At 68.7% G+C, this 13,716-nt stretch carries 12 protein-coding genes; 9 read left to right on the top strand and 3 right to left on the bottom strand.

Annotated elements, in window-relative coordinates; translation table 11 throughout:
* Positions 1–10: 10 nt before the first annotated feature.
* Positions 11–2,743 (bottom strand): pyruvate dehydrogenase (acetyl-transferring), homodimeric type, encoded by a 2,733-nt coding sequence (gene aceE, locus ACIOHP_RS08760; RefSeq protein ID WP_361540175.1) that lies wholly within the window; start codon positions 2,741–2,743, stop codon positions 11–13.
* A 362-nt stretch (positions 2,744–3,105) separates the two neighbouring features.
* Here aceE and ACIOHP_RS08755 point away from each other — a divergent pair, with 362 nt between their 5' ends.
* From ACIOHP_RS08755 to ACIOHP_RS08730, 6 genes are all read left to right on the top strand, one after another.
* Positions 3,106–3,543 (top strand): DUF3052 domain-containing protein, encoded by a 438-nt coding sequence (locus ACIOHP_RS08755; RefSeq protein WP_046259140.1) that lies wholly within the window; start codon positions 3,106–3,108, stop codon positions 3,541–3,543.
* Between the two features lie 117 nt (positions 3,544–3,660).
* Positions 3,661–4,119: a peroxiredoxin gene (locus tag ACIOHP_RS08750; RefSeq protein ID WP_401884704.1), complete on the top strand. Its 459-nt coding sequence runs from the start codon at positions 3,661–3,663 to the stop codon at positions 4,117–4,119.
* Positions 4,120–4,232: 113 nt separating this feature from the next.
* The gene (locus ACIOHP_RS08745; RefSeq protein WP_046259138.1) at positions 4,233–4,808 is read left to right on the top strand and encodes a TerD family protein; all 576 of its coding nucleotides are present in this window, start codon (positions 4,233–4,235) and stop codon (positions 4,806–4,808) included.
* A 103-nt stretch (positions 4,809–4,911) separates the two neighbouring features.
* A complete protein-coding gene (locus ACIOHP_RS08740) occupies positions 4,912–5,487 on the top strand; it encodes a TerD family protein (protein WP_266893065.1) in 576 nt (191 codons plus the stop codon).
* Between the two features lie 127 nt (positions 5,488–5,614).
* The gene (locus ACIOHP_RS08735) at positions 5,615–6,763 is read left to right on the top strand and encodes a DUF475 domain-containing protein (RefSeq protein WP_307031464.1); all 1,149 of its coding nucleotides are present in this window, start codon (positions 5,615–5,617) and stop codon (positions 6,761–6,763) included.
* A gap of 92 nt (positions 6,764–6,855) precedes the next feature.
* Positions 6,856–7,593 carry a Tellurium resistance gene (locus ACIOHP_RS08730; RefSeq protein ID WP_361540170.1) on the top strand — a complete coding sequence of 246 codons (738 nt, stop codon included), beginning with the start codon at positions 6,856–6,858 and terminating at the stop codon, positions 7,591–7,593.
* A gap of 6 nt (positions 7,594–7,599) precedes the next feature.
* Here the strand turns inward: ACIOHP_RS08730 and ACIOHP_RS08725 are convergent, their stop codons facing one another.
* Positions 7,600–8,388 carry a TerD family protein gene (locus ACIOHP_RS08725; protein ID WP_401884695.1) on the bottom strand — a complete coding sequence of 263 codons (789 nt, stop codon included), beginning with the start codon at positions 8,386–8,388 and terminating at the stop codon, positions 7,600–7,602.
* A 196-nt stretch (positions 8,389–8,584) separates the two neighbouring features.
* Between ACIOHP_RS08725 and ACIOHP_RS08720 the strand changes: the two genes are divergently transcribed.
* From ACIOHP_RS08720 to ACIOHP_RS08710, 3 genes are read left to right on the top strand one after another with little or no spacing between them, the layout of a single operon-like run.
* Positions 8,585–9,751, top strand: coding sequence for an HpcH/HpaI aldolase/citrate lyase family protein (locus ACIOHP_RS08720; protein WP_361477614.1), 1,167 nt, complete (start codon positions 8,585–8,587; stop codon positions 9,749–9,751).
* A 38-nt stretch (positions 9,752–9,789) separates the two neighbouring features.
* Positions 9,790–12,276, top strand: a complete 2,487-nt coding sequence (locus ACIOHP_RS08715; RefSeq protein WP_401884690.1) for a phosphoribosyltransferase — start codon at positions 9,790–9,792, stop codon at positions 12,274–12,276.
* The gene (locus ACIOHP_RS08710; RefSeq protein WP_401884687.1) at positions 12,276–13,088 is read left to right on the top strand and encodes an HAD family hydrolase; all 813 of its coding nucleotides are present in this window, start codon (positions 12,276–12,278) and stop codon (positions 13,086–13,088) included. Before ACIOHP_RS08715 ends, ACIOHP_RS08710 begins: the two co-directional genes overlap by 1 nt.
* Here ACIOHP_RS08710 and ACIOHP_RS08705 read toward each other — a convergent pair.
* Complete coding sequence (locus ACIOHP_RS08705) at positions 13,063–13,692, bottom strand: DedA family protein (protein ID WP_401884682.1); 630 nt, start codon at positions 13,690–13,692, stop codon at positions 13,063–13,065. The genes ACIOHP_RS08710 and ACIOHP_RS08705 overlap by 26 nt on opposite strands.
* Between the last annotated feature and the right edge of the window lie 24 nt (positions 13,693–13,716).

Here is a 13,716-nt window from a genome sequence, read left to right as displayed (position 1 = left end):
ACCGCGATGCCTACGCGTCGCCTCCGGCGGCGCCCGGGTCGGCCGCCGCCACGTCGAGCAGCTGGTAGCGGTCGATGGCCTGCTTCAGCACGGACCGGTCGACCTTGCCCTCCCGGGCCAGCTCGGTCAGCACGCCCACCACGATCGACTGCGCGTCGATGTGGAAGAACCGCCGCGCCGCACCCCGGGTGTCCGCGAAGCCGAACCCGTCCGCGCCCAGCGACTGGTACGTCCCCGGCACCCAGCGCGCGATCTGGTCCGGCACCGCCCGCATCCAGTCGGACACGGCGACGAACGGACCCTGCGCACCCGACAGCTTCCGGGTCACGTACGGCACCCGCTGCTCCTCCTCGGGGTGCAGCAGGTTGTGCCGCTCGACGTCGACCGCCTCGCGCCGCAGCTCGTTCCAGGAGGTCGCCGACCAGACGTCCGCCCTGACGTTCCACTCCTCGGCGAGGATCTTCTGCGCCTCGATGGCCCAGGGCACGGCGACACCGGACGCGATGACCTGCGCCGGGATGGTGCCCGAAGTGCCCTCGCGGTAGCGGTGGATGCCCTTGAGGATGCCCTCGACGTCCACGTTCTCCGGCTCGGCCGGGTGCTGGATCGGCTCGTTGTAGACGGTGAGGTAGTAGAAGACGTCCTCGCTGTCGGGGCCGTACATCCGCCGCAGACCGTCCTGCACGATGTGCGCGATCTCGAAGCCGTACGCCGGGTCGTAGGCGACACAGCCCGGGTTGGTCGAGGCGAGCAGCTGCGAGTGGCCGTCGGCGTGCTGCAGGCCCTCACCGGTCAGAGTCGTACGTCCGGCGGTCGCACCCAGGACGAAACCGCGCGCCAGTTGGTCGGCCATCTGCCAGAACTGGTCGCCGGTGCGCTGGAAACCGAACATCGAGTAGAAGACGTAGACCGGGATGAGCGGCTCGCCGTGCGTGGCGTAGGCCGAGCCCGCCGCGATCAGCGAGGCCGTGCAGCCCGCCTCGGAGATGCCGTCGTGCAGCATCTGGCCGGTCGGCGACTCCTTGTAGGCGAGGAGCAGATCGCGGTCCACGGACTCGTACTGCTGGCCGAGCGGGTTGTAGATCTTCGCACTCGGGAAGAAGGAGTCCATGCCGAAGGTGCGGTACTCGTCCGGCGCGATCAGCACGAACCGCTTGCCGAGCTCCTTGTCCCGCATGAGGTCCTTGAGCAGTCGTACGAAGGCCATGGTGGTGGCGATCGACTGGTGCCCGGAACCCTTCTTCACGGTCGCGTACGTCTTCTCGTCCGGCAGCGCGAGGGGCTTGGCGCGCACGACACGGGTGGGGACATAACCGCCGAGCGAGTTGCGGCGGTCGTGCATGTACTGGATCTCCTCCGAGTCCCGGCCCGGGTGGTAGTACGGCGGGGCGCCGGACTCCAGCTCCTGGTCGGTGATCGGGATGTGCAGCCGGTCGCGGAAGCCCTTGAGGTCGTCGACCGTCAGCTTCTTCATCTGGTGCGTGGCGTTGCGGCCCTCGAAGTTGGGGCCGAGCGTCCAGCCCTTGACGGTCTTGGCGAGGATCACCGTGGGCTGGCCCTTGTGCGCCTTGGCCGCCGAGAACGCCGCGAAGATCTTCTTGTGGTCGTGACCGCCGCGGCCCAGGTGCAGGATCTGGTCGTCGGTCATGTTCTCGACCATCGCGCGCAGCCGCTGGTCGTCGCCGAAGAAGTGGTCGCGGATGTACGCGCCGGTCTCGGTGGCGTACGTCTGGTACTGGCCGTCCGGCGTGGTGTTCATCCGGTTGACCAGCAGACCGTCGCGGTCCTGTGCGAGCAGCGGGTCCCAGGAGCGGTCCCAGACCAGCTTGACGACGTTCCAGCCGGCGCCGCGGAAGACCGACTCCAGCTCCTGGATGACCTTGCCGTTGCCGCGTACCGGGCCGTCGAGGCGCTGGAGGTTGCAGTTGACGACGAAGGTCAGGTTGTCCAGGCCCTCACGGGCGGCGATCGTCAGCTGGCCGAGCGACTCGGGCTCGTCCATCTCGCCGTCGCCGAGGAAGGCCCACACATGCGACTTGGAGGTGTCGGCGATCCCGCGCGCGTGCATGTAGCGGTTCATCCGGGCCTGGTAGATCGCGCCGATCGGGCCGAGGCCCATCGACACGGTCGGGAACTCCCAGAAGTCCGGCATCAGGCGCGGGTGCGGGTAGCTGGACAGGCCGTGGGGCGCCTTCGACTTCTCCTGGCGGAAGGCGTCGAGGTTCTGCTCGCTGAGCCGGTCCAGGAGGTACGCGCGCGCGTAGATGCCAGGGGAGGCGTGGCCCTGGAAGAAGACCTGGTCGCCGCCGTCGCCCTCGTCCTTGCCGCGGAAGAAGTGGTTGAAGCCGACGTCGTAGAGCGAGGCCGAGGAAGCGAAGGTGGCGATGTGGCCGCCGACGCCGATACCGGGGCGCTGGGCCCTGGACACCATGACAGCGGCGTTCCAGCGGGTCGCGTTGAGGATCTTGCGCTCGATCTCCTCGTTGCCCGGGAAGAACGGCTCGTCCTTGGTGGCGATGGTGTTGACGTAGTCCGTGCTGCGCATCTCGGGCACGGCCACGCGCTTCTCGCGGGCCCGCTCGATCAGCCGCAGCATCAGGTAGCGGGCCCGCTCGCGGCCGCGCTCGTCGACGGCGGCGTCCAGGGAGTCGAGCCACTCCTGGGTTTCCTCGGGATCGAAGTCAGGAACCTGACTCGGAAGGCCGCCAATGATGATCGGATTGCGATCGGATCCGGAAGCCACGCTGTTCCTTCGCTGTCAGAGGGCTGTTTTCCATGGGTATGAGGGAGGTCTGCACCGCTCCCCATCGTGTACCTCGGAAAAGCAAACGTCATCTCTACTGATTGGTAACCAGGGCTCTTCACGGGTTCCTCGAACTTCACTCGGGTTCCCAATGCCACAAACCGGGCAGAAAGGTGTGGTGTAGGTCACTTATGACCACAATCGTGTGCCTGGAGTTGCGGTGACACGGCCAGGACGTCACCGTTTCGGCGGTCTGAACGGCCGGGTACTTGCGCGATCCGTCCCGCCCGTGTGGACTACGGCCAATGCTTCGCGCACGCGCGTGGCTGAGTTATTCCCGAAACATGATCAGGAGGCAACCCGTGAGCGCGACCGCGGACCACGCGGAGGAGCGGACGAACCCTGCCGCAAGGCTGGGGTTCCAGCCCGAGCAGGTGGTCCAGGAGATCGGCTACGACGACGACGTCGACCAGGAGCTCCGCGAGTCCATTGAGGAAGTCATCGGCAGCGAGCTGATGGACGAGGAATACGACGACGTCGCCGATGCCGTAGTGCTTTGGTTCCGCGACGACGACGGCGACCTCACCGACGTACTGGTGGACGCCACCACGTACATCGAGGAGGGCGGCTCGATCCTGCTGCTGACGCCGAAGACCGGCCGCGACGGCTACGTCGAGCCCAGCGACATCTCCGAAGCCGCGACGACGGCGGGGCTCTCCGCCTCCAAGAGCGTCAGCGTCGGCAAGGACTGGAGCGGCAGCCGGCTGGTGACGCCGAAGGCAGCCAAGTCCAAGCGGTGATCCTCCGCCAGTGATTACCGGACGGGCTGAGTTCCACTCAGCCCGTCCGTCAGTCTGTCGTGATCGCTGCGTAGGGTGTTCTCACCCGAACAGTCCACCCGAGAGGGATTCACGACGATGGCGATCCAGGCCGGGGAAAAGGCCCCCGACTTCGAGCTCAAGGACAACCACGGCAGGGCCGTGAAGCTGTCGGACTTCCGCGGCAGCAAGAACGTCGTCCTGCTCTTCTACCCCTTCGCCTTCACCGGGGTGTGCACCGGCGAGCTCTGCGAGCTGCGCGACAACCTGCCGCAGTTCTCCGACCGCGACACCCAGCTGCTCGCCGTCTCCAACGACTCCATCCACACCCTGCGCGTCTTCGCCGAGCAGGAAGGCCTGGAGTACCCGCTGCTCAGCGACTTCTGGCCGCACGGCGAGGTCTCGCGCGCCTACGGCGTCTTCGCCGAGGACAAGGGCTGCGCGGTCCGCGGCACCTTCGTCATCGACAAGGAGGGCGTGGTCCGCTGGACCGTCGTCAACGCCCTTCCGGACGCCCGTGACCTGAACGAGTACGTGAAGGCGCTCGACACCCTGTGATTGTTAGGTTCCAAGCCCTGCGTAGGGCGGGAACCCGTCACTAGGATCGACTCGTTGATCCGGTATCAAACGCATGGCGGGGCTCCCCGCCCCTGGACACCAATGGAGGACTCGTGGGAGTCAGCCTCAGCAAGGGCGGCAACGTATCGCTGACCAAGGAGGCCCCCGGGCTGACTGCGGTCATCATCGGTCTCGGGTGGGACGTCCGCACCACGACCGGCACCGACTTCGACCTGGACGCCAGCGCGCTGCTGATCGACGGCTCGGGCAAGGTGAGCAGCGACGCGAACTTCGTCTTCTTCAACAACCTCAAGAGCCCCGACGGCTCGGTCGAGCACACCGGCGACAACATCACCGGTGAGGGCGAGGGCGACGACGAGCAGATCAAGGTCAACCTCGCGGGCGTCCCGGCCGAGATCGAGAAGATCGTCTTCCCGGTCTCGATCTACGACGCCGAGAACCGGCAGCAGTCCTTCGGCCAGGTCCGCAACGCGTTCATCCGCGTCGTGAACCAGGCCGGCGAGGCGGAGATCGCGCGCTACGACCTCTCCGAGGACGCGTCCACCGAGACCGCGATGGTCTTCGGCGAGCTGTACCGGCACGGAGCGGAGTGGAAGTTCCGCGCCATCGGCCAGGGCTACGCCTCGGGCCTGCGCGGCATCGCGCAGGACTTCGGCGTGAACGTCTGAGCCGTTCCACCCGCACCACCCACGTCCGGCGCCGCACCGACCGCGTGCGGCGCCGGACGCGCAGGACCACCTAGGAAGCAGTACACGGGGAGGGATCAGGATCATGGGCGTCACGCTCGCCAAGGGAGGCAATGTCTCCCTGTCCAAGGCCGCACCCAACCTCACTCAGGTGATGGTCGGGCTCGGCTGGGACGCACGCTCCACCACCGGAGCCCCCTTCGACCTCGACGCCAGCGCGCTGGTCTGCAACAGCGGACGGGTCATGGGGGACGAGTGGTTCGTCTTCTACAACCAGCTCAAGAGCCCCGACGGCTCGGTGGAGCACACCGGCGACAACCTCACCGGTGAGGGCGACGGTGACGACGAGTCGATCCTGATCGACCTCTCCAAGGTGCCGGCCCAGTGCGACAAGATCGTCTTCCCGGTCTCGATCCACGACGCCGACAACCGGGGCCAGACCTTCGGTCAGGTCAGCAACGCCTTCATCCGCGTGGTGAACCAGGCCGACGGCCAGGAGCTCGCCCGCTACGACCTCAGCGAGGACGCCTCCACCGAGACCGCCATGATCTTCGGCGAGCTCTACCGGTACCAGGGCGAATGGAAGTTCCGCGCCGTCGGCCAGGGGTACGCGTCCGGCCTGCGGGGTATCGCGCTCGACTTCGGGGTCAACGTCTCGTAACGCGATATGAGCAAAAACCGGGGCCGGGTGGGGTGCGGAGGGGGGCCGACTAGACTCCGCTTCAAAGTTCGGTAAAAAGCCGAGTAGGGCAGCGGGGGAGACCCGTACATACAGGATTGGGTAGCCAGTGGTTCTGAAAACCTTCGGCTGGTCGTTCGCGGTCACCGCGCTCGGCCTCGTAGCGGCGGTCTTCTACGGGGGGTGGACCGGGTTCGGCATCGTGGCGATCCTCTCCATCCTCGAGATCTCGCTGTCCTTCGACAACGCGGTGGTCAACGCCGGAATCCTGAAGAAGATGAATGCCTTCTGGCAGAAGATCTTCCTCACCGTCGGTGTCCTCATCGCCGTGTTCGGCATGCGACTGGTGTTCCCGGTCGTGATCGTCGCGATCAGCGCCAAGATCGGCCCGATCGACGCGGTCGACCTCGCCCTCAACGACAAGGATCACTACCAGGAGCTCGTGACCGACGCCCACCCGGCGATCGCCGCGTTCGGTGGCATGTTCCTGCTGATGATCTTCCTCGACTTCATCTTCGAGGACCGGGACATCAAGTGGCTCGCGTGGCTGGAGCGCCCGCTCGCCAAGCTCGGCAAGGTCGACATGCTGTCGGTCTGCATCGCGCTCGTCGTCCTGCTCGCCACCGCCATGACCTTCGCGACCCATGCCCACCAGCACGGCGGCGCGCACGTCGACAAGGCGGAGACGGTTCTGCTCTCCGGTATCGCGGGTCTGATCACGTACATGATCGTCGGTGGTCTCTCCGGCTACTTCGAGGACAAGCTCGAAGAGGACGAGGAACGCGAGCACGAGGAGGAGGAAGAGGCGGCGCGCTCCGGCAAGCCGCGCTCGGCCGTCGCCCTCGCCGGCAAGGCCGCGTTCTTCATGTTCCTCTACCTCGAGGTCCTCGACGCCTCCTTCTCCTTCGACGGAGTGATCGGCGCCTTCGCCGTCACCAACGACATCGTGCTGATGGCGCTGGGCCTGGGTATCGGCGCCATGTACGTCCGTTCGCTGACCGTGTACCTGGTCCGCCAGGGCACCCTCGACGACTACGTCTATCTGGAGCACGGCGCGCACTACGCGATCGGCGCGCTGGCCGTGATCCTCATGATCACCATCCAGTACCAGATCCACGAGGTCATCACCGGCCTCGTCGGTGTCGTCCTGATCGCCTGGTCCTTCTGGTCCTCCGTACGCCGCAACAAGCGGCTGGCGGAAGCCGAGGGAAAAGCGGCGGGCTCGGACGAGAAGACTGAGGTCTCGTCCGGGGTGTGACCCGGCCTCGGGTGAGGAACGCTCTGAGCGGGGCGGCGTCGACTCCTCGACGCCGCCCCGTCGGTCTTTGACGTGAACGTGGGGGCGGGAACATGGGCTTCTTTGACGGACTCCGGAGCGGACGCGCGGCCGACTTCGACTCGGGCAACGCGGCGACCAACTCGATCGTGCTGACCAAACGGCACGACCGGGTCTCCCTCAAGGAGCAGGGCGCCGAGACGGGCCATCTGCGCATCAACCTCGCCTGGCGGATGCGGACCTCCGACTTCGGCGGCTCACAGCGCGAGAGCCTGCTCAGGCACCCCTTCAGGGCGCTCAAGCCGCCGGAGGTGATGGGGCACAGCCAGAGCATGGTCAACGTCGACCTCGACCTGGGGTGCCTGTACGAGCTGGCCGACGGGACGAAGGGCGTCGTACAGCCCCTCGGCTCGTTCTTCGGGGACGTCAACTCGGCGCCGTACGTGAAGCTCAGCGGGGACGACCGGTTCGGATCGGCGTCCGGGGAGACGATCTACGTCAACCTCGACCACAAGGACGCCATCAAGCGGATCCTGGTGTTCGTCTACATCTACGACCAGACGCCGGCGTTCGACCGTACGCACGCGATCGTGACGCTGTATCCGAGCAACGGGCCGCGCATCGAGATAGGCCTCGACGAACGTCACCCCCAGGCCCGCTCCTGCGCTGTCGTGATGATCGAGAACGTCAAGGGCGAGATCGTCGTCCGGCGCGAGGTGAAGTTCGTCTACGGGTTCCAGGCGGAGCTGGACCGGTTGTACGGGTGGGGACTGCAGTGGGGCCGGGGATTCAAGACCAAGGCGGACCGCTGAGCCCCGTCAGCGCCCGATGAACTGGGGGCCCTGCGGAGGCAGCCGGAAGTCCGGGTCCGGAGAGACCGTGACCGGGGCCTGGGGGTAGCCGTAGGCGGGCTGGCTGGTCGGCTGGGGGTAGCCGTACGCGGGCTGGGTCGGAGGCGGGGACTGGGGGTAGCCGTAGGCGGGCTGGGGCGGGACCACTGTCGTGGGCTGCTCCGGGGGCAGGGGCTGGGAGAACTCCGGGGCCGGCTCCTGTGCCGCCGCCTCCGACTCGTCCACCGAGATGCCGTAGTCGCCCGCCAGGCCCTTCAGGCCGTCCGAGTAGCCCTCGCCCAGGGCACGGAACTTCCAGCCCTCCCCGCGGCGGTACAGCTCCCCGCAGATCAGCGCGGTCTCCTGGCCGGTCTCCGGCTTGATGTCGAAGTAGGCCAGCGGCTCCCCGTCGGCGACCGCGGCGTCGTACAGCAGGATGCGCAGGCCCTGCACGCGGTCGAAGGTGACGTCCTCCGCCGATGCGACCACGAGAATCTGTCCGATGTCGGGCTCGACACCGGACAGATCTGTCTGGATCGTGTCGGTGAGGCCCTCGGCGACACGCTTCTGGCCGAGGCGCCAGACCTTCCCGGACGGGTGCCGGGGCTGGTTGTAGAAGACAAAGTCCTCGTCGGAGCGCACACGACCGTCGGGGCCGAGGAGCAGCGCGGAGGCATCGACGACCGGGACCCCCTGCCCAGGGGTCCAGCGCACCACGGCCCGCACCGTGGTGACTTCGAGCGGGACGTTCGACCCCTTCAGCATGGCGTGCGTCATGCGGTCATCCTGCCTTCTCGGTCCTGGTCACGACAACGCGGGGGTGCGGGTTCCGCAAGGAAATCCGACCCGGGCGTGCGCGCCCGCGTTACTTGAAGTTCATGCCCGATGGGAACCCCTGACATGGGTTTGTACGTACTATTACCGGCCACCTGTGAACCGTTCACAGAAGGCCCAGCCGCCACGGGGGAGTCATATGCGTCATTTCGGGCACATCGCCCCTGAGGTGCGTCAGCGCCTCTTCCATCAGGAGCCGTGCGAGTTCGACGCGGACTCCTCGGCCCGGCTGCTCTCCGCGGCCCTGGGCGCCACGCTCTACAGCCCGGCCACCAGGCCGCGGCTCGCCGACGACATCCTGAAACAGGTCGGGCGTGGCGTGGTCTCGATGGTGCTGTGCCTGGAGGACTCGATCGGCGACGAGGACGTCGTCGAGGCCGAGGAGAACCTCGTACGACAGTTCGCGGAGCTCGCCGAGGGAGCGGTGGCCGATCTTCCGCTGCTCTTCATCCGGGTCCGCCACCCCGAGCAGATCCCCGACCTCGTCCGGCGGCTCGGCCCCGCGGTCCGGCTGCTGTCCGGGTTCGTGCTGCCGAAGTTCACCGAGGAACGCGGCATCCCCTTCCTGGAGGCGCTCTCCGGCGCCGAGGCGGCCAGCGGGCGGCGGCTGTTCGCCATGCCGGTGCTGGAGTCACCGGACCTGATGTACCGCGAGTCACGGGTGGAGACCCTCGAGGGCATCGCCCGCGCGGTCGACAAGTACCGGGACCGGGTGCTGGCGCTCCGCCTCGGCGTGACCGACTTCTGCTCCTCCTACGGCCTGCGCCGCGCCCCCGACATGACCGCCTGGGACGTCCAGATCGTCGCCTCCGTGATCGCCGACGTGGTGAACATGCTGGGCCGGGCCGACGGCACCGGCTTCACGGTGACCGGGCCGGTCTGGGAGTACTTCCGCGTCCAGGAGCGCATGTTCAAGCCGCAGCTGCGCCGCAGCCCCTTCCTGGAGGGCCAGGCCGAGGAGCTGCGCGAGGCGCTCATCGAGCACGCCATGGACGGGCTGCTGCGCGAGATCTCCCTCGATCAGGCCAACGGCCTGATGGGTAAGACTTGTATTCACCCCTCGCACGTGCTGCCCGTGCACGCGCTGTCGGTGGTCAGTCACGAAGAGTTCAGTGACGCCGCGGACATCCTGCGCCCGGAGCGCGGCGGCGGGGGAGTGCTGCGGTCGCAGTACACGAACAAGATGAACGAGGTGAAGCCGCACCGGGCCTGGGCCGAGCGCACCATGCTGCGCGCCGAGGTGTTCGGGGTGGCCAACGAGGACATCGGCTTCGTGGAGCTGCTCGCCGCCGGAATCCCCGACTGAGACACACAGTGGCTGGGTCGGTTACACACAAGGGACGCATGAACAACGCAGTGAACAACGAGGTGCCTGGCGGGATCTGGTCCGGCACCTGGGTCGCCGAGCGGCTCGGGGTCGAACTCCTGGGCGACGAGACGCTGACCGACCTGCTGGGCCTCGCCCTGCGCCGCAACCCCAAGCGGGCTCATCTGCTGGTCTCCCACGTGCTCGGCAAGCACGTCCCCCAGTCACCGTCCGTGGTGTACGGCCACGGCCTCGCGCTCGGCCGCCGGGTCAGGGACCTCCTGGGCGCCGAGGAGGCGGCCCGCGCGGTCGTCCTTGGCTACGCGGAGACCGCGACCGGCCTCGGCCACTCCGTCGCCGACGGCGTCGGCCTCGCCCCCTACCTCCACTCCACCCGCCGCCCGGTGCCCGGCGTGGCCACGGCGGGCGGCTTCGAGGAGTCCCACTCCCACGCCACCTCGCACCTGCTGCTCCCGGAGGACCCGGCCCTGCTGGTCGGCAACGGCCCGCTGGTCCTCGTCGACGACGAGTTCTCCACGGGCAACACGGTCCTGAACACCATCAGGGACCTGCACGACCGGTATCCGAGGAGCCGGTACGTGGTCGTGGCCCTGGTCGACATGCGCTCGGAGGCGGACGCGGGCCGCCTGGACGAGTTCGCGCGGGAGATCGGCGCGAGGGTGGATCTGGTGGCGGCGGCGTCGGGCACCGTAAGCCTGCCGGCAGGGGTACTGGAAAGGGGGCAAGCTCTGGTTGCCGAGTACGAAGGCGCCCCAGGGGCGCGGGGAACTGCGCGACAAGCCCCCACCGGCCCGCAGCCGACACACAACGCCACCCGAGTCGACCTGCACTGGCCCCCCGGCCTCCCGGACGGCGGCCGCCACGGCTTCACCCCCCAGCACCGAATACGCCTGGACAACGCACTCCCCGCGATGGCCGCCCGCCTGGCGGAGGCCCTCCCGGCAACCGCCCGCCGCGTCCACGTCCTCGGCTTCGAAGAGCTGATGTACGCCCCCCTCCGCCTCGCCCGCGAGCTGGAGCAGATCACCGACGCCGAGGTCCGCTACTCCACCACCACCCGCTCACCCGTCCTGGCCGTCGACGACCCGGGCTACGCGATCCGCACCCGCATCGCCTTCCCGGCCCACGACAACCCCGCGGACGGCCCCGGCGAGCGCTACGCCTACAACATCGCCGACGCCGGCTTCGACGCGATCGTCGCCGTCATCGACTCCACCGCCGACACAGCGGAGCTGCACGCCCCCGACGGTCTGCTCGCGCAGCTGCACGCGCACACCCCGCAGGTGCTGCTCACGGTCGTCCCGTCGTACGTCCCAGAGCCCCTGTACGTCCCCGAAAGGCCCCCGATGCTGCCCGAGCCCCTCCGCGGCCCCGCCTTCTCCTCGTACGCCCCGGAAGACGTCGGCTGGCTGCTCCAGGACCTCTCGGACGTGACGCTGGAGGCGCCGACCGAGGAACGCGAGGAGGCCATCCAGAGCGGCGGCGCGCACTACGCGGAGTCGCTGCCGGTGGAGTACCAGCCGAGCGAGCAGTACCAGCGGCTCTTCCACACCGCGCTGGCCGGCTCCGCGGCACGGCTCGCGCAGGCGGTCGGCGCGGTCACCGAGATCGTCCTCGCGGAGCGCTCACCCCGCCCGGTCCTCGTCTCCCTCGCCCGCGCCGGCACCCCCGTCGGTGTCCTGATGCGCCGCTGGGCCCAGTTCCGGCACGGCCTGGACCTGCCGCACTACGCCGTGTCGATCGTGCGCGGCCGCGGCATCGACGCCAACGCGCTGCGCTGGCTGGCCGCCCACCACGACCCGGCCGACGTCGTGTTCGTCGACGGCTGGACAGGCAAGGGCGCGATCACCCGTGAACTGGCGGACGCCGTCAAGGAGTTCGAGGAGTCCGACGGCATCACCGGCTTCGACCCGGAGATCGCCGTACTGGCCGACCCGGGCTCGTGCGTGAAGACGTACGGCACCCGTGAGGACTTCCTCATCCCCTCCGCCTGTCTCAACTCCACGGTCTCCGGCCTGATCTCGCGCACCGTGCTGCGCGCGGACCTCGTCGGCCCGAACGACTTCCACGGCGCGAAGTTCTACCGCGAACTCGCCGGCGCCGACGTCTCGGTGGAGTTCATCGACGCCGTCGCCGCCACCTTCCCGGAGGTCGTGGACGCGGTGGACGCCCAGACCAAGGAGCTGCTGTCGAGCGACCGCGACCCGACCTGGGAGGGCTGGGCGGCCGTCGAGCGGATCAGCGAGGAGTACGGCATCCACGACGTGAACCTCGTCAAGCCCGGCGTCGGCGAGACCACCCGGGTGCTGCTGCGCCGGGTGCCGTGGAAGATCCTGGCGCGGGCCGGCGCGGGCGCCGACCTCGACCACGTACGCCTGTTGGCCGAACAGAGAGGTGTCCCGGTGGAAGAGGTCGACGAACTCCCGTACACCTGCGTGGGGTTGATCCACCCCAAGTACACGCGGGGCGCGACGGGCGCCGACGGCAAGGCGGTGAACGTCTGATGCCGGTGCTGGTGGCGAGCGACCTCGACCGTACGCTCATCTACTCCTCCGCGGCCCTCGCGCTGACCATGCCGGACGCGCGGGCGCCCCGGCTGCTCTGCGTCGAGGTGCACGAGAGCAAGCCGCTGTCGTACATGACGGAGACGGCCGCCGGACTGCTGGCCGAACTCGGCGACGCGGCGGTGTTCGTGCCGACGACCACGCGGACCCGCAAGCAGTACCAGCGCATCAACCTGCCAGGCCCGCCCCCGAAGTACGCGATCTGCGCCAACGGCGGGCACCTGCTGGTGGACGGGGTGACGGACGCCGACTGGCACGCGCGCGTGCAGGCCCGGCTGGCCGACGAGTGCGCGCCGCTGGACGAGGTGCGCGAGCACCTGCTGCGGACGGCCGACCCCGTGTGGGTGCGCAAGCACCGGGTCGCCGAGGACCTCTTCGCCTACCTCGTCGTCGAGCGTGAACTGCTGACCGAGGACTGGGTGAAGGAACTCGCGGTATGGGCGGAGAACCGCGGCTGGACGGTCTCGCTCCAGGGCCGCAAGATCTACGCCGTCCCGAAGCCGCTGACCAAGAGCGCCGCCCTGCACGAGGTCGCCCGCCGCAGCGGCGCGGAGCTGACGCTGGCCGCCGGTGACTCCCTCCTCGACGCCGACCTGCTCCTCGCCGCGGACCAGGGCTGGCGGCCGGGCCACGGCGAGCTGGCCGACGAGGCCTTCACCGCTCCGACGGTCTGCGCGCTGCCGGAGCGGGGCGTGCTGGCGGGGGAGCGGATCCTGCGGGAGTTCCTCAGGACGACTCGGACACCTCGCTAGACGCGGGCCGCCGCAGCAGTCGTACGGCCAGGAAGGTCACGACTGCTGCGGCGGCGAGCGCGAGGACGATCTTCGAGTACGTGGACACCACGTCGGTGACCTGGGTCCAGTTGGCGCCCAGCGTGTAGCCCGCCATCACGAACCCCGTGTTCCACAGCGCGCTGCCCAGCGTGGTCAGACCGAGGAAGACGGGCAGGGGCATGCGCTCGACGCCGGCCGGGACCGAGATCAGGCTGCGGAAGATCGGGATCATCCGGCCGAAGAAGACCGCCTTGGTGCCGTGCCGCAGGAACCAGGCCTCGGTCTTCTCGATGTCGCTCGTCTTCACCAAGGGCAGCCGCGCCGCGATCGCCACCGTCCGGTCACGGCCGAGCAGCGCGCCGACGCCGTACAGGGCGAGCGCGCCGATCACCGAACCGGCGGTCGTCCACAGCAGCGCGGCCCACAGGCTCATCTGCCCCGTGCTCGCCGCGAACCCCGCGAGCGGCAGGATGACCTCGCTCGGCAGTGGCGGGAAGAGGTTCTCCAGGGCGATGGCCAGGCCGGCGCCGGGCGCGCCGAGCGTGTCCATGAGTCCGTTGATCCACTGCGGTGCGGCTGTCATGCCGCCCACGGTAGGAAACCGCAG

The organism is Streptomyces sp. NPDC087859, assembly GCF_044742595.1.
In the GTDB taxonomy this organism is placed as follows: Bacteria; Actinomycetota; Actinomycetes; order Streptomycetales; family Streptomycetaceae; genus Streptomyces; species Streptomyces canus_F.
Note: the sequence above shows the minus strand (reverse complement) of the source record. Positions and strands in the feature narration are given on the sequence as shown.